The 20,434-nt window shown below is 71.7% G+C and carries 17 protein-coding genes; 13 read left to right on the forward strand and 4 right to left on the reverse strand.

Translation table 11 applies throughout. The features are described 5' to 3' along the window. Positions 1-42: 42 nt before the first annotated feature. The gene (locus tag ACT2CW_RS15295; RefSeq protein ID WP_414083761.1) at positions 43-1,482 is read right to left on the reverse strand and encodes an amino acid permease; all 1,440 of its coding nucleotides are present in this window, start codon (positions 1,480-1,482) and stop codon (positions 43-45) included. Further along, the gene (locus tag ACT2CW_RS15300) at positions 1,479-2,234 is read right to left on the reverse strand and encodes a FadR/GntR family transcriptional regulator (protein ID WP_445516959.1); all 756 of its coding nucleotides are present in this window, start codon (positions 2,232-2,234) and stop codon (positions 1,479-1,481) included. Before ACT2CW_RS15300 ends, ACT2CW_RS15295 begins: the two co-directional genes overlap by 4 nt. 163 nt (positions 2,235-2,397) lie before the next feature. Here ACT2CW_RS15300 and ACT2CW_RS15305 point away from each other — a divergent pair, with 163 nt between their 5' ends. Together ACT2CW_RS15305 and lnt are read left to right on the forward strand one after the other, a co-directional pair. Next, positions 2,398-4,869, forward strand: a complete 2,472-nt coding sequence (locus tag ACT2CW_RS15305; RefSeq protein ID WP_445516960.1) for a SpoIIE family protein phosphatase — start codon at positions 2,398-2,400, stop codon at positions 4,867-4,869. Positions 4,870-5,024: 155 nt separating this feature from the next. Next, positions 5,025-6,545: an apolipoprotein N-acyltransferase gene (gene lnt, locus ACT2CW_RS15310; RefSeq protein ID WP_445517023.1), complete on the forward strand. Its 1,521-nt coding sequence runs from the start codon at positions 5,025-5,027 to the stop codon at positions 6,543-6,545. Here the strand turns inward: lnt and ACT2CW_RS15315 are convergent. Both ACT2CW_RS15315 and ACT2CW_RS15320 read right to left on the reverse strand, forming a co-directional pair. Continuing rightward, positions 6,460-7,422 carry a Gfo/Idh/MocA family protein gene (locus ACT2CW_RS15315; RefSeq protein WP_445516961.1) on the reverse strand — a complete coding sequence of 321 codons (963 nt, stop codon included), beginning with the start codon at positions 7,420-7,422 and terminating at the stop codon, positions 6,460-6,462. The genes lnt and ACT2CW_RS15315 overlap by 86 nt on opposite strands. A gap of 23 nt (positions 7,423-7,445) precedes the next feature. Next, positions 7,446-8,645, reverse strand: a complete 1,200-nt coding sequence (locus ACT2CW_RS15320) for an FAD-dependent monooxygenase (RefSeq protein WP_445516962.1) — start codon at positions 8,643-8,645, stop codon at positions 7,446-7,448. A gap of 87 nt (positions 8,646-8,732) precedes the next feature. Between ACT2CW_RS15320 and ACT2CW_RS15325 the strand changes: the two genes are divergently transcribed. From ACT2CW_RS15325 to ACT2CW_RS15375, 11 genes are all read left to right on the forward strand, one after another. Further along, a complete protein-coding gene (locus tag ACT2CW_RS15325; RefSeq protein ID WP_445516963.1) occupies positions 8,733-9,386 on the forward strand; it encodes a TetR/AcrR family transcriptional regulator in 654 nt (217 codons plus the stop codon). A 41-nt stretch (positions 9,387-9,427) separates the two neighbouring features. Beyond that, entirely contained in the window at positions 9,428-9,934 is a 507-nt protein-coding gene (locus tag ACT2CW_RS15330) for a DinB family protein (protein ID WP_445516964.1), read from the forward strand. 618 nt (positions 9,935-10,552) lie between these two features. Continuing rightward, positions 10,553-11,584, forward strand: a complete 1,032-nt coding sequence (locus ACT2CW_RS15335) for a hypothetical protein (RefSeq protein WP_164431560.1) — start codon at positions 10,553-10,555, stop codon at positions 11,582-11,584. Positions 11,585-11,615: 31 nt separating this feature from the next. Beyond that, positions 11,616-12,887, forward strand: a complete 1,272-nt coding sequence (locus ACT2CW_RS15340; RefSeq protein ID WP_445516965.1) for an FAD-dependent oxidoreductase — start codon at positions 11,616-11,618, stop codon at positions 12,885-12,887. A gap of 137 nt (positions 12,888-13,024) precedes the next feature. Continuing rightward, positions 13,025-14,428, forward strand: a complete 1,404-nt coding sequence (locus tag ACT2CW_RS15345) for an MFS transporter (protein ID WP_445516966.1) — start codon at positions 13,025-13,027, stop codon at positions 14,426-14,428. Between the two features lie 58 nt (positions 14,429-14,486). After that, the gene (locus ACT2CW_RS15350) at positions 14,487-15,335 is read left to right on the forward strand and encodes an FAD binding domain-containing protein (protein ID WP_445516967.1); all 849 of its coding nucleotides are present in this window, start codon (positions 14,487-14,489) and stop codon (positions 15,333-15,335) included. Further along, positions 15,332-17,704: a xanthine dehydrogenase family protein molybdopterin-binding subunit gene (locus ACT2CW_RS15355; RefSeq protein WP_445516968.1), complete on the forward strand. Its 2,373-nt coding sequence runs from the start codon at positions 15,332-15,334 to the stop codon at positions 17,702-17,704. The genes ACT2CW_RS15350 and ACT2CW_RS15355 overlap by 4 nt, the downstream gene beginning before the upstream one ends. After that, positions 17,701-18,240: a (2Fe-2S)-binding protein gene (locus ACT2CW_RS15360; protein WP_445516969.1), complete on the forward strand. Its 540-nt coding sequence runs from the start codon at positions 17,701-17,703 to the stop codon at positions 18,238-18,240. Before ACT2CW_RS15355 ends, ACT2CW_RS15360 begins: the two co-directional genes overlap by 4 nt. Further along, a complete protein-coding gene (locus ACT2CW_RS15365) occupies positions 18,231-18,872 on the forward strand; it encodes an SRPBCC family protein (RefSeq protein WP_445516970.1) in 642 nt (213 codons plus the stop codon). The genes ACT2CW_RS15360 and ACT2CW_RS15365 overlap by 10 nt, the downstream gene beginning before the upstream one ends. Further along, positions 18,869-19,576, forward strand: coding sequence for an isochorismatase family protein (locus ACT2CW_RS15370; RefSeq protein WP_445516971.1), 708 nt, complete (start codon positions 18,869-18,871; stop codon positions 19,574-19,576). Before ACT2CW_RS15365 ends, ACT2CW_RS15370 begins: the two co-directional genes overlap by 4 nt. Continuing rightward, positions 19,573-20,424 (forward strand): alpha/beta fold hydrolase, encoded by an 852-nt coding sequence (locus tag ACT2CW_RS15375; RefSeq protein WP_445516972.1) that lies wholly within the window; start codon positions 19,573-19,575, stop codon positions 20,422-20,424. The genes ACT2CW_RS15370 and ACT2CW_RS15375 overlap by 4 nt, the downstream gene beginning before the upstream one ends. Positions 20,425-20,434: the final 10 nt, after the last annotated feature.

Below are 20,434 nucleotides of genomic sequence, written 5' to 3' on the forward strand. Positions count from 1 at the left end.
GGTGGTGCGGCCGCGCGGGAGAAACGATTCCTCAGTATGGGCTCACGAGGGGTCCTTCATCCGGCTGCGGGCCACGTACCAGCCGATGACCAGCGCCGCCAGGATCGCCGGAAGCGCCATGACGGTCAGCCGGCTGGGGCCGCCGTCCGCCCACATCAGGACGAGGACGGAGGCGAGGAAGCCCAGGGTGACGATCTCGGTGTACGGGGAGCCGGGGAGCCGGTAGCCGGGGCGGCTGACCTGGCCGGCCCGCGCGCGCCGCCAGAACAGCAGATGACAGAGCATGATGATGGCCCAGGTCGAGAGGATGCCGATGGCGGCGAAGTTGAGCACGATCTCGAACGCCTTGTCCGGCACCACATAGTTCAGGCCCACGCCCAGCACACAGAAGAAGGCGGTGAGCAGGATGCCTCCGTAGGGCACATGGGTGCGGCTCATGACGCCGGTGAACTTGGGCGCGGAGCCGGACATCGCCATCGAGCGCAGGATCCGGCCGGTGGAGTACAGCCCCGAGTTGAGGCTGGACATCGCGGCGGTGAGCACGACGAGGTTCATCACGCCGCCGGCCGCCGGGACGCCGATCTTGGACAGCACGGTGACGAACGGGCTCTCGTCGCCCGAGTACGAGCCGGAGGGCAGCAGCATCGAGAGCAGCACCACGGAGCCGACGTAGAACAGGGCCACGCGCCACATGATGGAGTTGATCGCCTTGGGCATGATCTTCTCGGGGTTCTCGGTCTCGCCCGCGGCCACGCCGACCAGCTCCACGGAGGCGTAGGCGAAGACGACGCCCTGGATGACCAGCAGCATCGGCAGCATACCGTGCGGGAAGACGCCGCCGTGGTCGGTGATCAGGCTGGGCCCGGTGCTGCCACCGGCCACCTGCTCGCGGGTGACCAGCAGGAAGATGCCGATCGCCATGAAGACGACGAGCGCGCCGACCTTGATGATCGCGAACCAGAACTCCAGCTCACCGAAGATCTTCACCGAGATCAGATTGACCGTGAGCACCACGGCCAGCGCGACCAGGGCGATCGCCCACTGCGGGATCTCGGTGAACATCCCCCAGTAGTGGGTGTACGTCGCCACGGCCGTGATGTCGGCGACCCCGGTGGTGGCCCAGTTCAGGAAGTACATCCAGCCCGCGACGAAGGCGCCCTTCTCGCCGAGGAACTCACGGGCGTAGGAGACGAACGCGCCGGAGGACGGCCGGTGCAGCACCAGCTCGCCCAGGGCGCGTACGACCAGGAAGGCGAAGAGGCCGCAGACCGCGTACGCCAGGGCCAGCGACGGCCCGGCGTCCTTGAGCCGCCCGCCGGCGCCGAGGAAGAGGCCGGTGCCGATGGCGCCGCCGATGGCGATCATGTTGACGTGCCGGGCCTTGAGGGACTTGCTGTAACCGGCGTCGCCCGCGTCCACATGCGCCGGGCTCCCGGCCTGGTGCTGTTGGCGGTCTTCTTGCCGGAGGGACTGCTCGCTCACGCCTGCTGTCCGCCTTCTGTCGGTGCTGTCGTCCGGTCGTCCGCCGCGGCGGGCCGCACGATGGAGGTCAGGGTGGTCTCGACGCGTTCGAGGTGGTGGGACATGGCCTCCACCGCGTCGTGTTCGGACCCGTCGGCGAGCGCCTCGACGATCGCCCGGTGCTCCCGGTTCGACTGCTCGCGGCGGCCGCCGAGTTCGTTGAGAAATGCCGACTGCCGGGCCAGGGCATCGCGGATCTCCTCGATGACCCGCCGGAAGACCGGGTTCCGGGCCGCCTGGGCGACGGCGAGATGGAACAGCGTGTCCATCGCCACCCATGCGGTGGTGTCGGTCTCCCGCTCCATCCGCTCCAGCAGATGGGACAGGTGGTCGAGGTCCTCGGCGGAGCGGCGCTGCGCCGCGTAGCCCGCCACCGGGATCTCGATGTGCCGGCGCACCTCCAGCAGGTCGCTCGCGGCGTAGTCGCCGAAGGTGGGGTCCTCCACCGGGCCGCTGGAGATGACGAAGGTGCCCTTGCCGGTGCGTGAGGCGGTCAGCCCCATGGTCTGCAAGGCCCTGAGGGCCTCGCGGAGCACCGGTCGGCTGACCTCCAGGCGGCGGCAGAGCTCGGCCTCGGAGGGGAGTTTGTCCCCCACCGCGTAATCGCCGCGCTCGATCGCTTCCCGGAGGTGGGTGAGAACCGCTTCCATCGCGCTGATGCGACGAGGGGAGGCGAATCCGGAGCCACCTGTCTGGCTGTCTGACAAGTTCACGCCGCGATCCTCGGGCGTACACCGGAGGGTTGTCAAGGGTGGACTTTCCCCTGGTTGCCGCCCCCTCGTCGGCGCACGGTTCACCGCGTCGCACGGTTCACCGCCGGGGAGGCGCGGAAGTCATAGTATTAAGGGAAATGTATCCGCAGATGGGACGGGTGCGATGGCCATCCCCCAGGGAATCGCGCCGACCGAGACGCATGTCCCGTTCGACATGGCGGATGCGGCCTCGGCGCTGATCGACGCCACGGGGACCATCATCGGCTGGACCCCGACGGCGGAGAGACTTCTCGGCTATCCGGCGGCGGATGCGATGAAGCAGTCGGCCAGGATGCTGCTGACGGCGCCGGAGGACGCGGCGAAGGCCGAGGCCATCGGCTCGTGGTGCCAGGAGCACGACGGCTGGGGAGGTCTGGGCCGGCTCCGGCACCGGGACGGCCACCGGATCGAGGTGGGGCTGCGGATCTCCGCCGTACACGACCCGGACGGCGAGGTCTCCTGGCTGGTCTCCGGGATCGATGTGGGCTCCATCCCGACCTGGGCGCTCAGCGGCTCGCTGCTCCAGGCGTTCCTCACCCGGTCGCCGGTCGGGATCGCCGTGCTCAGCCCGGATCTGCGGTATGTGTGGCTCAACGACACGCTGGAGCGCTACGGCGGGCTGCCCCGTGAGCAGCGGCTGGGGCGCCGGATGGCGGAGTGCCTGCCGGGGCTGGACACCGAGGCGCTCGAGGCGCGGATGCGGGAGGTGCTGAAGACCGGCAAGCCCGTGATCGACTACGAGTACCGGGGCTGGACGATGGCCGCGCCCCACCGCGAGCACGCGTACTCGACCTCCTTCTTCCGCCTGGACAACGCTGAGGGCCGTCCGGTGGCCGTGTGCTACATGGGCATCGACGTCACCGACCGCTGGCGGGCCCGGGAGCGGCTGGCGCTGCTCAACGAGGCCAGCGCGCGCATCGGCAGCACCCTGGACGTCATGCGCACCGCCCAGGAGCTGGCCGACTTCGCGGTGCCGCGGCTCGCCGACTTCGTCACCGTCGACCTGCTGGACTCCATCCTGCGCGGCGAGGAGCCCCTGGAGACCCCCGGCGAGACCCTGCCCGCCTTCCGCCGGGCCGGTCAGGCGTCGATCCGGGAGGGGTGCCCGGAGTCGATCGCGCAGCCGGGGGACGCGGTCGCCATCTCCCCCACCTCCCCCTTCGCCTGCTGCTTCTTCTCCGGGGAGGCCCTGCTCGACCCCGTGATGGGCAACTCGATCAGCGCCTGGTCCGGGGACGATCCGGCGCGGACGGCGAAGGTGCGCGAGTTCGGGATGCGGTCGCTGATGGTGGCGCCGATCGGGGCACGCGGCGCCCTGCTGGGGGTGGCCTCGTTCGTCCGCTCCCGGCATCCGGACCCGTTCGAGGAGGACGATCTGCTGCTCGCCGAGGAGCTGGTCGCACGGGCGGCGCTGAACATCGACAACGCCCGCCGCTACACCCGTGAGCACGCCACCGCGCTGGCCCTCCAGCGCAGTCTGCTGCCGCACGCCCTGAGCGGCGGCCAGGCCGTCGAGGTGGCCTCGCGCTATCTGCCGACGGACGCGCGCAACGGGGTCGGCGGCGACTGGTTCGATGTGATCCCGCTGTCCGGCGCCCGGGTGGCGCTGGTGGTCGGCGATGTGGTCGGGCACGGCATCAACGCCGCGGCCACCATGGGGCGGTTGCGCACGGCCGTGCACACGCTCGCCGACATGGACCTGCCGCCCGAGGAGCTGCTGGCCCACCTCGACGACCTGGTCATCCGGCTCACCGAGGAGGAGGCGGGACAGGAGGGCGTGGCGGCCGCGGTGATGGGCGCCACGTGTCTGTACGCGATCTACGACCCGGTCACCCGGCGGTGCACGATGGCGCGGGCGGGCCACCCGACCCCCGCGATCGTGGACCCCTCGGGCGAGGTCACCTTCCCCGCGCTGCCCGCCGGTCCCCCGCTGGGCCTGGGGTCGCTGCCGTTCGAGTCGGCGGAGCTCGAGCTGCCCGCCGGAAGCCTGATCGCCCTCTACACCGACGGGCTCATCGAGACCTGCGACCAGGACATCGACGTCGGCCTCAGCCGGCTGAGCAACGCCCTCGGCCAGGCCGTACTGCCGCTGGAGGAGCTCTGCCGCACGGTGGTCGACACCCTGCTGACCTCCCCGCAGACCGACGACGTGGCACTGCTGCTGGCCCGTACGCACGGTCTGGGCACCGGACACGTCGTCTCCTGGGACCTGCCCTCCGATCCGGCCGTCGTCGCCAGCGCCCGCTCCCTGGCCATGCGCCAGCTCGCCGAGTGGGGGCTGGACGAGCTGATGACGACCACCGAACTGATCGTCAGCGAGCTGGTCACCAACGCCATCCGCCACGGCACCGGCCCCATCCGGCTGCGGCTGATCCGGCACGACGTGCTGATCTGCGAGGTCACCGACACCAGCAACACCTCGCCGCGACTGCGCCACGCCCGCACCACCGACGAGGGCGGCCGGGGGCTGTTCCTCGTCGCCCAGCTGACCCGCCGCTGGGGCACCCGCTACACCGAGGGCGGCAAGCTCATCTGGGCCGAACAGGACCTCCCCGAACGGGACCTCCCGGAACACGACCTCCCGGATCCGGCATGAAGCACGCTCCGGCGCACCCCCGCCCTGTTCATGATCGGCTGACTCCCGCACACTGGCCCTGTGCCAACAGGAGGGGGGCATCCGAGGTGCGGAGACCGGTCGGCGGCGGGGACCTGTGGGGGCGGCGGCTGGCCTCCCCGTGGTGGCGGGGCGCGATGGCGCTGCTGGCGGGCGCGCTGCCCGCACTGGCCTTTCCCGCGCCCTCGCTCTGGTGGTGGGCGTATGTGGCCCTGGTGCCCTGGCTGCTGCTGATCCGCTCGGCGCCCACCGGCCGCCGGGCGATGCGGGACGGCTGGCTGGGCGGCGCCGGGTTCCTGCTCGCGGCGCACCACTGGCTGATGCCGAGCCTGCATGTGTTCATCGTGCTCCTGGCGCTGCTGCTGGGGCTGTTGTGGGTGCCCTGGGGGTGGCTGACGCACCGGCTGCTGCACGGCCGCCCGGGTTCCGGGCGGGTGGCGGCGGCGCTGGTGCTGCTGCCGTCCGTCTGGCTGATGGCCGAGCTGGCCCGGTCCTGGCAGTATCTCGGCGGGCCCTGGGGGCTGCTGGGCGCGAGCCAGTGGCAGGTGGCGCCCGCGCTGCGGCTGGCCTCGGTGGGCGGGGTCTGGCTGCTCGGGTTTCTGCTGGTCCTGGTGAATGTCGCGGTGACCGTGCTGATCGCGGTGGCCCGGGCCCGTACGGTGGCGCTGGCCGGGCTCGCCGCGTGCGGCGCCACGGTGGCCGGGACATGGGCCTGGGTGCCGCAGGCCAAGGAGCCCGGGACGGCGCGGATCGCGGTGGTGCAGCCGGGGGTCATCCCGGGGCCGGAGCCGCGCTTCGAGCGCAGCGCGGAGCTGACCCGGCAGCTGGCCGGCCGCGGTGTCGACCTGGTGGTGTGGGGCGAGAGCAGCGTGGCCCAGGATCTGACCACCCATCCGCAGCTGCGCGGGCGGCTGGCCGCGCTGTCCCGGACGGCCGGCGCGGAGCTGCTGGTCAACGTGGACGCGCGGCGCGGCGATATGCCCGGCATCTACAAGAGCTCGGTGCTGATCGGGCCGGACGGTCCGACGGGGCAGCGCTACGACAAGATGCGGCTGGTCCCCTTCGGGGAGTACATCCCGGCCCGGCCGCTGCTCGGCTGGGCCACCTCGGTGGGCAAGGCGGCCGGTGAGGACCGCCACCGGGGCACCGAGCAGGTGGTGATGAGGCTGCCGGATTCCCTGCGGATCGGGCCGCTGGTGTGCTTCGAGTCGGCGTTCCCGGACATGAGCCGGAACCTGGTGCGGGACGGGGCTCAGGTGCTCGTCGTTCAGTCCTCGACCTCGACCTTCCAGCAGAGCTGGGCACCGGCGCAGCACGCCTCGCTGGCCGCGCTGCGGGCCGCCGAGACCTGGCGGCCGATGGTGCATGCCACGCTGACCGGGGAGAGCGCGGTGTTCGGGCCGCGCGGCGAGCCGGTGGGCCACCGGATGTCCACCGGCACCAGCGCGGCCACCGTCTACACGGTGCCGCTGGGGCAGGGCACCAGCCCGTATGTGCGGATCGGACCCTGGACGGTGTACGGGGCGATGGCCGCGCTCGCCGTCTTCTGCGCCGCCGAGGGGAGCCGGGCGCTCAGACGGCGGACGGACCGGCGGCCGGACCAGCCGGGCCAGCCATCGGACCGGCGGACAGACCAGCCGACTCCAGGGCGTCCCTGACGACCCGTTCGCACAGCTCATGGGTGCGCAGCGCGTCCTCGGCGCCGATCCGCCGCCCGGCGCGCACCGCGTCCAGGAAGGCGTCGGTGATCTGCTCGATGCCGCGCTGCCGCGCCACCGGCACCCAGTCGCCCCGGCGGCGCACGCTCGGCTGGCCCTTGTGGTCGATCACCTCGGCGAGGTTGACCACCTGCCGCTTGGTGTCCTGGCCGGATACCTCCAGGACCTCCTCGGTGGAGCCGCTCATCCGGTTCATCACGCCGAGCGCGGTGAACCCGTCCCCGGACAGCTGGAGCAGCACATGGTGTATCAGCCCGCCGCGGACCCTGGCGCGCACATCGATGTGATCCACCGGTCCGGGCGCGAGGAAGCGCAGCGTGTCGACCACGTGGATGAAGTCGTCCAGGACCAGGGTGCGCGGGTTCTCGGGGAGGCCGACGCGGTTCTTCTGGAGCAGGATCAGATCGCGCGGATGGTCCAGGCACTGGGCGTAGCCGGGCGCGTAACGCCGGTTGAAGCCGACCATCAGGCTCACCCCGCGCTCCTCGGCGAGCCGCACGAGCCGCTCGCTGTCGGCGAGGTGGTACGCGAGCGGCTTGTCGACATACGTGGGCACCCCGGCCTCGAGCAGCCGGGTGACGAGGTCGGCGTGGGTGTCGGTCGGGGCGTGGACGAAGGCCGCGTCGAGCCCGGCCGTGAGCAGCGAGTCCAGGTCGGCGTGGCGCTGGGCTCCGGGGACGCGATAGGTGTCGGCGACCCGCTGGAGGGTGGCCGGGGTGCGGGTGTGGAGATGCGGCTCCAGACCGGGGCGGGCCATCAGCACGGGCAGATACGCCTTCTGCGCGATGTCGCCGAGCCCGACGCAGCCGACCCTCATATGTTCTCCCCGGTCTCTTCCGATCACGCCTTCCGCTGTGCCCCCGCAGGATACGTGGGAGTGGGCGGAGACCAGTCGGCGATGCCGTCGAAGGAGCGGAGGGCGAGGCCGGGGGCGAGGCGGCCCACGGCGGCGATCGCGACGTCGCGCAGGGCGACGGCGGGGGCACTGGTGAGGGTCATCATGCGGGCGGTGCGCGCCGAACGGCGCACCACGTCCATGGTGCGGGGCAGCCGGTCGCGGGTGTAGGCGGCCAGTGCGGCGGAGGGGTCGGCGATGCCGGGGGCCAAATGGTGGGCGAGGACGACGGCGTCCTCGATGGCCTGGTTGCCGCCCTGCCCCATCGTGGGGGCCATCGCGTGGGCGGCGTCGCCGAGGAGGGCGACCCGGCCCCGGTGGTAGGCGGGCAGTGGCTCGGCCATGTACCGGATGTCATGGCGCAGCACGTCCGGGGGCGCGACGGCGGCGAGGATGTCGGGGACGGGCCGGTGCCAGTCGCCGTAGAGCCGCAGCAGTTCGGACCGCTCGTCGTCCGGGGCACGGCCGCCGGGCGGGGCGATGGCCGCCGCGTAGGCGTAGACCCGGCCGTCCTTGAGCGGCTGGGTGCCCCAGATCCGGCCCCTCCCCCAGGTCTCGTGCGGCTCGAACGGCCGGTCGGGGGCGGGGATGACGACACGCCAGGTGGTGAATCCGGCGTAGCGGGGCCCGGAGTGGTCCGGGAAGAGCGCGCGGCGGACGGCCGAGTCGATGCCGTCGGCGCCGATGACGAGGTCCGCCTCGTGGTCGCCGTCCTCGGTGGTGACCCGGGCCGGGCGGCCGGCGGCGCCGGGGTCGGCCAGCCGGGCGGCGGTCCCGGTGCGGACCACGCCCTGGGGCAGCCGGGAGACGAGCAGATCGACGAGGGTGGCCCGGTGGAGGAGGACCAGCGGGCCGCCGAAGCGCTCGGCCATGGTGGCGCTGTCCATCCGGGAGAGCCAGCGGCCGCCGGGGGTGCGCAGTCCGCCGCCGCCCTGCCAGGCGGCGAGCGCGCGCACGTCGTCGCCGAGGTCGATGGCGTCCAGGGCGCGCTGGGAGTTGGCGGCGAGGGAGATTCCGGCGCCGACCGGTTCGAGGCGGGCGGCCCGCTCCAGGACGGTGATGGACCAGCCGCGGCGGTGCAGGGCCGCGGCGGCGGTGAGCCCGCCGACTCCGGCACCGATGACGACGGCACGGGGCTGCTGCATGACTCCTCCAGACCCAACTACAGGTGTAGTACTCACTTACGTTACTACATCCGTAGTACGCGTGGCGGATGGGCTTAGGTTGGCCCCATGACCGCTGATCGAACCGCCGCTTCCGCTTCCGGCGCCTCCCCGTCCGCCGCCGCGTCCAGCACGTCCCGCGCCGAGCTGATCGCCGACACCGCGCTGGCGCTGCTGGCCGAGCGCGGAATGCGGGGGCTGACGCACCGCGCGGTGGACGAGGCGGCCGGGCTGCCGCTCGGCTCGACCTCCAACCACGCCCGGACCCGCGCCGCCCTGCTCAAGGCGGCGGTCCGGCGGCTGGCCCAGCGGGAGGCGGAGGTGCTGGCGCCCGAGGAGATGCCGGGTCCCGCCGGCGCGGCACCGAAGGGAACCGATCCGGTCGCGGGGCTGGCCGACGCGCTCGCGCTCGCCCTGCACCGCTCGCTCACCACCCAGCGCGAGCTGCTGATCGCCCGCTACGAGCTCGCACTGGAGGCGACCCGCCGCCCCGAGCTGCGGGAGTTCTACGACGCCACGGGGCGCGGCTTCCGGGAGCCGCTCGAGGCGATGATGACGGCGCTGGGCTCCACCGAGCCCCGGCGGCACGCGCGGTCGCTGGTCGCCTGGTGCGAGGGGCTGATGTTCAGCTGCGCCGCGGGCGCCGACCACGACGCCGTACCCGACCGCGCGGCGCTGCGCGCCGGGTTCGAGGAGCTGCTGCGCGGGATGCTGGACGAATAACGCGTGGCGGTCATGAGGGCGGCGCCGCCATCATGACCGCCATGACGACCACAGAACGCCCCGACCCGCCCCGGACCGCCGATGAACGCACCAGCCTGGAGGGGTGGCTGGACTTCCACCGCGCGACCCTCGCCCTCAAGTGCGAGGGCCTGGACGACAAGCAGCTGCGCGAGGCGTCGGCGCCGCCGTCCGGGCTGACCCTGCTCGGCCTGGTACGGCATATGGCCGAGGTCGAGCGGAGCTGGTTCCGGCGGGTGCTCGACCGGCAGGACATAGCGCCGATCTGGTACAGCGAGGAGGACCCGGACGGGGAGTTCCACCTCACCGACGAGGACACCTCGGAGACCGCCTTCGCCATCTGGCGGGAGGAGATCGCCAAGGCCAAGGAGGCCGCCGCGGGCCGCTCCCTGGACGATGTGGTCAGCCGCCCCAACCGTGGGGACTACAACCTGCGCTGGATCTATCTGCACATGATCGAGGAGTACGCCCGCCACAACGGCCACGCCGACCTCATCCGCGAGCGGATCGACGGCGTCACCGGCGACTAAGCGCTCCGCTCGACGTGCCCTGACCTGCCGTCGATCGACCGCGGCGCCGTCGTGGCCGATCGCGCCCCGCGGCGGAGCCGCATATCGATACAGCCCCGCGCCCCTTCGGGGCGCCTCCGACCGCTTCCATCGATCTGCTTGGTGGCGCCGTGTCAGTCGGGGCCGCGGGGGATGACCATCGGAGCCCTCCTTGGCGGCGGCGCGCGCCGCTGAGAACCAGCCATCGCGAGGCAGCTCAGGGCACGCGGTTCCGGATGTGAACAGAAACCATCCGAGCACGTACGAACTCTCGGCGCAAGGCTTCATGCCAGCCGCAATCATCTTTCGTTCATCTTCGTGAAGCCGGGAAAGACGGCCGACACCTGGGGAAAATACGAGGTCAGCAGAGGTTCCCTGCCCTCCGCAGCCACCCCGGAAGGCGGACTGATCACAAAAAAGTTCGGCCGTACCCCTTGCCAGAACCAGATCGTACGCGTTCGGATTAATTGCGTCGGCGGCGCCCGAGAGACCCGCGTCTCCCCGTGAAGCCACCTGGCCGCATGGCTGGATCTATACCCCTACGCCTGCCCGGACCGTGCGATCGCCGTCTGCCACCTTCCCCTTCCCCAGGAGCGAGACATGCTCGACCTCACCTCCGTTGACCTGATCGAGGCGTTCACCCAGGAGCTGAAGCTGTGCAAGCTCAAGCCCGATGAGCACGTCGTCGTCCTGTCCGAGCCCACCAGCCGCGGCGACTACGTGGCGGCGGCCTTCGGCGCGGCCAAGGCCTGCGGCGCGCATGTCATCGCCGCCACGGTCCCCGGCGGCAACCCCTCGCCCTCGGACAGCACCCGCACCGGTGCCGGACCCGGCCTGAGCGCGGTGCTCGGCGACACCGCGGCGCAGGACCTGCTCAAGGCCGCCGACCTCGTCGTGGACCTCACGCGGGAGGGCTTCATCCACGCCCCGCTCCAGCAGGAGATCATGCGGACGGGCACCCGCATCCTCTTCGTGTGCGACGCCCCCGACGTACTCATCCGCAATCTGCCCAAGCCGGAGGACAAGGCGGAGGTGCTCAAGGGCGTCAACCTGCTGAAGAGCGCGTCCGTCATGCGGGTGAGCTCCGAGGCCGGCACCGATCTGACCGTCGAACTGCCGGGCGCCAAGCCGGAGTTCCAGGTGGGCTTCGCCGACGACCCGGGCCGCTGGGACCACTGGCCGAGCACCATGGTGCTGTGCTGGCCGCGGTTCTCCGAGGGCCGGATCGTGCTCTCCGAGGGCGACATCCTGCTGCCGTTCAAGGAGTACGTACGTCAGCCGGTCACTCTGGAGATCGCGGGCGGGAACATCGAGAAGGTGTCCGGTGGCGCCGAGGCCCATCTGCTGAACACCTTCTTCGACGACGCGGACGACGCATGGGGGCGCAGCCTGTCGCATATGGGCTGGGGCCTGATGCGCACCGCCGACTGGTTCGCCACCGCCCTGTACGGCAAGGAAGAGCTGATGGGCATGGACGCGCGGGCGTTCGCCGGGAACTTCCTGTGGTCCACCGGACCCCACCCGGTACTCGAGCGCGAATCGTATGCGCACGTCGACATCGCCATGCGCGGCTGCACCGTCTCCGTCGACGACCAGGAGGTCGTCACCGCGGGCCGGCTCGTCGACTTCTGATCCCGCCGCCGCACCCGCATCTGGAGAGAACATGGCATCCACCCAATCCCTCGACGTCGTCATCGTCGGCGGCGGGCTCGGCGGAATGACCGCCGCGCTGTCGCTGCGGCAGCGCGGCCATCAGGTGACCGTACTGGAGCAGGCACCGCGGTTCGGCGAGATCGGCGCGGGTATCCAGACGGCGCCCAACGCCAGCCGGGTCCTGCTCGGGCTGGGGCTGCGCAGGCAACTGGAGGCCATCCGCACCGAGCCCCTGGACCAGGTGCGGCGCCGGTGGAAGGACGGCAGCGTCATCGGGCTGACCCAACTCGGTGACTACGTCAAGCAGCACTACAACGCGCCGTACTGGCACTACCACCGGGCCGATCTGCACGGTGTCCTCACCGATGCCTGCGTCGACCCGGCCGGCCCCGGCCCGGTGGTCGCGCTGCACACCTCGAGCCGGGTCGCCGAACTGGACCGTGGCGACCCCCGCCGCCCCGCGGCCGTGACCGAGGACGGCCGGCGCTTCGAAGCCGATGTGCTGATCGGCGCCGACGGCATCCGTTCCCGGGTCCGCGACCTCATGGGTCTCCCGGACACCCTGCTGTTCTCCGGCGAGATGGCCTTCCGGGTCCTCATCCCCGGCGATCTCATCGCCGCCGACCCGGCCACGCGCTTCTTGATGGACCGCTTCCAGAGCACCATCTGGTACGGCCCCGACCGGCACCTGGTCCACTACATGATCCGCGGCGGCGAGTACCTCAACGTCGTCGGCTGCGTCCCGTGCACGGACGAGGTCGCCGAGAAATGGACCGGCTCGGCCACCGCGGAAGACCTGGTGAACGCCTACCAGGGCTGGGACGACCGGGCGGCGGCGATGCTGTCCAAGGCCAAGGAGGACGTGCTCTCCTTCGCCCTCTACCACCGCCGGCGCGACCCGGTCTGGATGGACGGCCGGGTGGCCCTCCTGGGCGACGCCTGCCACGCCATGCTGCCCTACCAGGCCCAGGGTGCCTCCCAGGCCATGGAGGACGCCGCCGTACTGGCCGAGGAGCTGGGCCGGATCACCGCCGACGGCGTCGAGGGCGCACTGCGGGCTTACGTGGACCGGCGCGCCAAGCACGCCGGCATGGTCCAGGACGCCTCACTCCAGAACAAGACCTTCTACCACTACCCCGACGGCCCCCAGCAGGAGGCCAGGGACGCCCTGCTGCGGCGCGGCTTCGACGGCGAATCCGACGTCTCCTACCACTGGTTGTGGAGCGGCAGCCCCCTCGAGGACCCGGACCTGGGCGCCTTCGACTACCGCTTCGCCCGCTGACCGGCCCCTCCTCTCCCCTCCCCGCCCTCTCCCCTCCCCTCCCGCTCATCCCTCGCCCCCTCCGGGGCCACTTCCCGCTCATCCACCCCGGTGTCGCCCCGCGCGGGCACATCCCCGAACACCCCCGTGGAGCGACAGTGAAAACAGGCGACCAAATCGTCCAGGACCTCCCATGGAGATGGGGGGTCCAGGGCAGGATCTTCATCATCGGCGGCCTCGGCTACCTCTTCGACGCCTATGACATCGCCCTCAACGGCTTTCTGATGCCGCTGTTGGGCGACCACTTCCACCTCTCCCTCTCCCAGCGAGGTCTGGTGGCCACCGCCAATCTGGTGGGCATGGCCGTGGGCGCGGTGGCCTGGGGCGCGATCGCCGACCGCATCGGACGCAAGAAGGCCTTCAGCGTCACCCTGCTGATCTTCGCGCTGTTCTCGGTGGCCGGTGCCCTGGCCCCGAACTACGGCATCTTCCTCGCCCTGCGCTTCGTCGCGGGTGTCGGACTGGGCGGCTGTATTCCCGTCGACTACGCCCTGGTGGCGGAGTTCTCCCCGACGAAGTACCGCGGCCGCGTACTGACCGCGCTGGACGCCTGGTGGCCGATCGGCGTGACCCTGTGCGGTCTGGTCTCGACGGCCATGCTGTCCCTCGACGGCAACTGGCGGTGGATGCTCTGCGTGATGAGCGTTCCGGCGCTGCTGCTGTTCTGGGTGCGAAGGGGTGTGCCGGAGTCGCCGGTCTACCTCAGCAGGAAGGGCAGGGAGGCCGAGGCGCGGGCCGTCATCGACGATCTGGTCGCCCGTACGGGTGCGCCTGCCGAGCCGTACGTCATACCCGCCGCGGTGCCCGAGGCCGGGGGGAACGGCCCCCGCGCCGCGCTCGAACAGCTGCGTGCGCTCTGGACGTTCAGCCCGCGCATCACCTCCGCCGCCTGGCTGCTGTTCGCCACCGTCATGCTGGTGTACTACGCGGCCCTGAGCTGGCTGCCGTCCATTCTCAAGGAGGAGGGCCTCGGCGACACGGCCGCCTTCATGAGCACCACCCTGATGAGCGCCGTCGGGATCGTCGGCGTCCTGACCTCCACGGTGCTGGTGGACGCGGTCGGCCGGAAGTGGCTCATCGGGGTCTCGGCCCCGGTCGCCTCGCTCGCACTGGTGGTGTTCGCGCTGGTGATGCGCATGCCGACGGGTTCCGTCGTGGCCATCGGCGTCTTCGGCTTCCTGATGCAGCTGACCATCCCCGCCATGTACGCCTACGTCTCCGAGCTGTACCCGACAACGCTGCGGGCCAGCGGCTTCGGCTGGGCGTCCTCGTTCAGCCGGGTGCTCACCGGCTTCGCCCCGATGCTGTTCGGCTCCGTGATGTGGCCGCTGCTGGGGTTGCCGCTGACGTTCGGGGTGCTGGCCGTGGCCGTCCTGGGGGCCGTCGTCTGGACGGCGTTCGCGGCGCCCGAGACAAAGGGACGCGACCTCGACGAGGACGACCCGACCGCGGTGTCCGCCCAGGCGTCCCCGGAGCCGGCCGTCGGTCAGCCGGTGCGCTGAAGCGCAGGCCGCCCCGGCCGGACTGTCCGGGGCGGCCTTCGAAAACGACAGGAGAAACATGAAGCCCGCTCCCTTCCAGTACCACCGGGCGCGCGATGTCGAGGGCGCCACGGCGCTCCTGGCCGAACTGTCCGACGAGGCCAAGGTCATCGCCGGCGGCCAGAGCCTGGTCGCGATGATGAACTTCCGGCTGGCCCGCCCGGGGCATCTGGTCGACATCGGACGCCTGCGCGAACTCGACCATCTCGGAGTCGGGGCCGACGGCGGGCTGCGCATCGGGGCGCTCACCACCCATCACACGGTGGAGACCGCGCCCGCGGACCGGCTCGGGGCGGGTTTCGAGGTCATCCGCGAGGCCATGCGGTGGATCGGCCATCTGCCGATCCGCACCCGCGGCACCGTGGGCGGCAGTATCGCGCACGCCGACTCGACCGCCGAGTGGTGTCTGCTGGCCGTACTGCTCGACGCCGAACTCGTCGCCCACGGCCCGCGCGGGCGGCGGCGCATCCCGGCCGGTGAGTTCTTCTTCGGTTACTACACCACCGCCCTGGAGCCCGACGAGATCCTCGTGGAAATCGTCTTCCCCAGCCCCGCGCCGCACGCGGCGCTCACCGAGTTCGCCGAGCGTCGCGGGGACTTCGCCATCGTCGCCGCCGCGGTCGATCTCGCCACCGAGGGCGAGGACGTCCTCGGCGGCCGGGTCGCTCTGGGCGGTGTCGCCGCGATGCCGGTACGGGTGCCCGAGGCGGAGGCCGTGCTGGCGGCCGGCGGCTCGTTCCGGGACTGCGCGGAGGCGGCGGCCTCCGCCGTGGATCCACCGAGCGACGCGAACGGGAGCGGCGACTACCGCAAGTACCTCATCCGCAATCTGATCGAGCGAGCCTGTGAGGAGGCGATGTCACGATGACCTCCGCCAAGGACGACCGGCTGGTCGGCAGGTCGGTGGCGCGCCGCGAGGATCCCCGGCTGCTGTCCGGACGTGGCCGTTTCGTCGATGACATCGAGCTGCCCGGCATGCTGCACGCGCAGTTCGTCCGCAGCACGGTCGCCCATGGGACGATCACCGAGATCGATCTGACCCGGGTGCGTCAGGTCCCGGGCGTCGTCGCCGCGTTTACCGCAGCCGACCTGGAGCTGGGCGATATCACCGCGCAACTCGGCCGCCCGCTCTCGGAGTTCGTGCCGACCGCCATGCCCGTCCTCGCCCGCGACCGGGTCCGCTACGTCGGCGAGCCCGTCGCCGTGGTCGTCGCCCGCGACCCCTACCTCGCCGAGGACGGCCTGGAGGCCGCCAAGGTGACGTACGCGCCCCTGCCGCCCATCACCTGTGAGGAACAGGCCCTCGCCCCCGACGCTCCGCGGGTGCACGCGGAGGCCGCCGGGAACACCCTGGTCGACGTCGGCCTGTTCGCCACCGAGGGCATCGACGAGATCTTCGACCAGGCTCCCTGCGTGGTCCACGTCGATGTGCGAACCGGCCGCCAGAACGCGCTGCCGCTGGAGACGCGTGGCGCGGTGGCGCAGTGGGACGCCCGCGAGGAGCAGCTCGTCCTGCACACCTGCACCCAGACCCCGCATCAGGTGCGGACCGTGGCCTCCCGCTGCCTGCGGCTGGACGAGCGCGCGGTGCGCGTGATCGTCCCGGACATGGGTGGCGGCTTCGGCCTCAAGTGCGTGGTCGGCCGCGAGGAGATCGCCGCGGCGGCGGCCGCGCTGCGGCTCGGCCGGCCCGTCAAGTGGATCGAGGACCGCAAGGACGCCCTGTCCGCCTCGTTCCTCGCCCGGGAACAGCACTACACCGCACGCGCCGCCTTCGACGCCGACGGCCGGATCCTCGGCCTCGACGCGGACGTGGTGTGCGACATGGGCGCCTACTCCTGCTATCCGTTCACCGCCGGTATCGAGCCGCTGATGGCCTCCGCCGAGATGCCCGGCGTCTACAAGGTCCCGGCCTACCGGGTGCGCGGCCGGGCGATCACCACCAACAAGGCGCCCACCGCCCCCTACCGGGGCGTGAGCCGCCCGAGTTACGTCATGGCCATGGAACGGCTCATGGAACGCGCCGCCCGCGAACTGCGCCTGGACCCGGTGGAGATCCGGCGCCGCAACGTCATCACCGACTTCCCGTACACCGGCGTCAACAACATCACCTACGACCCCGGCTCATATCTGGAATCCCTCGACCTGTGCGAGCGGGCCCTGCGCGAGGCGGGCTGGTACGACCGGCAGGCCGCGGCCACGGCCGAGGGGAGGCACATCGGGATCGGCTACAGCTGCTTCAGCGAGCGCACCGGCTACGGCTCCGCCGCCTTCGCCCAGCGCAAGATGGAGGTCGTGCCCGGGTTCGACCTCGCCGAGGTCCGCATGGACACCAGCGGCGCGGTCACCGCCACCACCGGCACCGTCAGCCACGGGCAGAGCCATGAGACGACCATGGCGCAGATCGTCGCCGACACGCTCCACCTCGACATCGCCAAGGTCAAACTCCACCAGGGCGACACCGACCGCATCACCTACGGCTGGGGCACCTTCGCCAGCCGCTCGATCGCGGTCGGCGGCAGTGCCGTACGACTGGCGGCGGCCAAGCTCGGCGAGAAGCTCCGCGCCATCGCCGCCGCCGAGTGGGGCATCCCCCCGGAGGACACCGAACTGGACCGGGGCCGGGTCCGCCGCCGCGACGACCCGGAGGTCGCACTCGGCTACGAGCGCCTGGCCGACACCGCCTATCTCAAGTCGCATCTGCTGCCCAAGGACATCGACCCGGGCCTCACCGCCACCGCCGTCTTCGACGTCCACAACGACGGCACCTTCTCCAATGCCACCCACGGGGTGGTGGTCGAACTGCACGAGGGCACCGGGCAGGTGGAAATCCTCGCCTACTTCTGCGTCGAGGACTGCGGTGTCGCCGTCAATCCGCAGGTGGTGGAGGGGCAGTGCCGGGGCGGCATCGCACAGGGCATCTCGGGGGCGCTCTTCGAGCAGATCACCTACGACGCCCAGGGCGAGCCGTCGGCCACCAGCTTCATGGACTACAAGGTGCCCACCGCCCATGAGATCCCGGAGGTGGTGATCCATCATCTGGAAACCCCGTGCGCCTTCACCGCGACGGGCGCCAAGGGCGCCGGCGAGGGCGGCACCATCGGGGCCCCCGCCGCCGTGCTCAACGCCGTCAACGACGCACTGCGGCTCACCGGCGTCGAGCTGGACACCACGCCCATCACACCGGAGACGGTCCACCGTGCCCTGACCCCCCGCACCCCGGAGCAGACACCATGAACGACACCACCGGCCTGGGCGACGACGTCCAGCTCATCACGCTCGACGTCAACGGCACGTCCTACGAGGTGATCACGGCACCGCGCCGCACCCTGGTGGATGTGCTCCGCCACGATCTGCGGCTGACCGGCGCCCACGTCGGCTGCGAGCACGGGATCTGCGGAGCCTGCACCGTGCTCGTCGACGGGCTCCCGGTCCGGGCCTGTCTGATGTTCGCCGCCCAGGCGGAGGGCGCCCGGATCACCACCGTCGAATCCCTCGCCGACCCCGGCACCGGCGAGCTCAGCGATCTCCAGCGGGCCTTCACCGCCCACCACGGCCTTCAGTGCGGCTTCTGCACCCCCGGCTTCCTGATGCTGGCCCAGGGCTTCCTCGCGGAGCGGCCGGAGGCGACCAAGGAGGACATCCGGGAGGTCGTCGCCGCGAACCTGTGCCGGTGCACCGGCTACCAGACCATCGTCGAGGCGATCGACGCCTGCGCGACCGCCCGGCGCTCCCAGCGGGCCATGGGCGCCGAGGAGGAATCATGCAACTGATCAACACCGTCTCCGTCCAGGCCGCGCCCGACGCGGTGTTCGCGCTGCTCGAAGACGTCCGAAGAGTGGCGTCCTGTATGCCCGGCGCCGCTCTCGAAGGCCGTGACGGCGATGGCTGGCGCGGCACGGTCAAGATCAAGGTGGGTCCGATCACGGCCGCCTACGCCGGCACCGTGCGCTTCCTGGAGGTCGACGCGGAAAAGCGGAGGCTGCGTGTGCACGCCAGCGGCGCCGACACCCACGGCAGCGGCGACGCCGAGGCCGAGGTCTCCCTGGAGGTCGTCCCGGCCGAGGGCGGCGCCCAGCTGAACCTCTCCACCGATCTGGTGATCCGGGGCAAGATCGCCCAGTTCGGCAAGGGAGCCATCGGGGCGGTGTCCGACAGGATCCTCCAGCAGTTCGCCCAGAACCTCGGCGGCCTGCTCCATCGGCAGGACGGCGCGGACGCGTCCCCCGGCTCCGGCGCGGCGCCTGCCGCGTCCGCTCCCGCGGCCGGCGCCCCCGCCCAGGCGCCCGGTGAACTCAACGGAATGGTGCTGATCGCGGGCCCGCTGCTGAAGAAGTACGGCCCGGTCGCGGGCGCGTTCCTGCTCGGGTTCGTACCGGGCTGGCTGCTGGGGAGGCGCCGATGAGCGGCGGACTGTACGGCGTCACCACCAACCGCACCTACCGGCGGGCCGGCTTCGGCGCCGAAGTGCGGCGCGGCAGCCGCCCGGCGATCGTCGTGGTGGACCTGACCCGGGGTTTCACCGAGGACTCGTACCCCTCGGGTGCCGACCTCTCCGAGGTCGTGGCCGCCACCACACGGCTGATCGAGGCGGCCCGGCCGGTGGAGGTGCCGGTAATCTTCACCGCGATCGCCTACACCGAGGCCGAGGCGTCCGGTGACGCGATCACCTGGCTGAGCAAGGCTCCCGGTATGCGCGCCCTGGTCGAGGGCAGTGAGGCCGTGGCCATCGACCCGCGGCTGCCCATGCGGCCGGGACACGATCAGCTGGTGGTGAAGAAGGGGGCCTCGGCCTTCTTCGGCACCAGTCTCGCCGCCACCCTGACCGGTCTCGGCCGCGACACCGTCGTGGTGTGCGGCGCCACCACGAGCGGCTGTGTGCGGGCCACCGTGGTCGACGCCGTCCAGTCGGGCTTCCCGGTGCTGGTGCCCCGCGCCTGCGTGGGCGACCGGGCCGAGGGCCCGGCGGACGCGGCGCTCTTCGACATCCAGGCCAAGTACGGCGACGTCGTCACCCTCGAGGACGCCGTCGGCTACATCGGCTCCGTTCCCGCCCCGGCGGCTCCTGACGCGGCCCGGCGTTCCCACCGACGAGGAGACAGCACATGACACGGCGTTCGGTCCTCCAGAGCGCGCTCGCCGATCTGGCCGATGTGCCGGCCACGAGCCGTTGGGCGCGCTCCGGGGAGGTACGGCTGCACGCCCTCGACTACGGCGGCGACCTGCCGCCGCTGGTCGTCCTGCCCGGTATCACCAGTCCCGCGATCACCATGGACTTCGTGGCACGCGAACTGACCGACCTGGTCAGGCCGGTGGTGCTGGACGTACGCGGCCGGGGTCTCTCGGACGAGGGCGATGGCTACGGGCTGGCGGAGTACGCCGAGGACACCGAAGCCCTCATCACCGACCTCGGCCTCGACCGCCCGCTGCTCCTCGGTCACTCGATGGGCGCGCGGATCGCGGCGGCCGTCGCGGTGCGCGCCAAGGTGCCCCTGCGCGGCACCGTGCTGGCCGATCCGCCGATGAGCGGCCCGGAGCGCGGCCCCTACCCCACCGCCCGGGAGGTGTTCCTGCGGCAGCTCTCCGAAGCCAGGCGCGGAACGGACGCCGACGAGGTGGCCGCCTCCTGGCCCACCTGGCCGCGGCGGGAACAGGAGCTGCGGGCCCGCTGGCTGTCCAGTTGCGCCGAGGAGGCCATCGTGGCCACGCACCACGGCTTCGAGCACGAGGACTTCTTCGACTGGTGGCCCCGGGTGCCCGGACCGGCCCACCTGCTCTACGGGGCCGACAGCCCCGTCGTGACGGCGGAGGGGGCGCGGGAGGCCGCCGAGAGCAATCCGCCGGCACCGCTGCACAAGATCCCCGGCGCCGGCCACATGATCTTCTGGGACGCCCCGGCGATCGCCACCGCGGCGCTCCGCGACACGCTCCGGGCCATTCTCTCCCCGGCCGCCTGACCGGCGCCCG

The sequence above is a fragment of the Streptomyces sp. NEAU-174 genome, assembly GCF_052665095.1.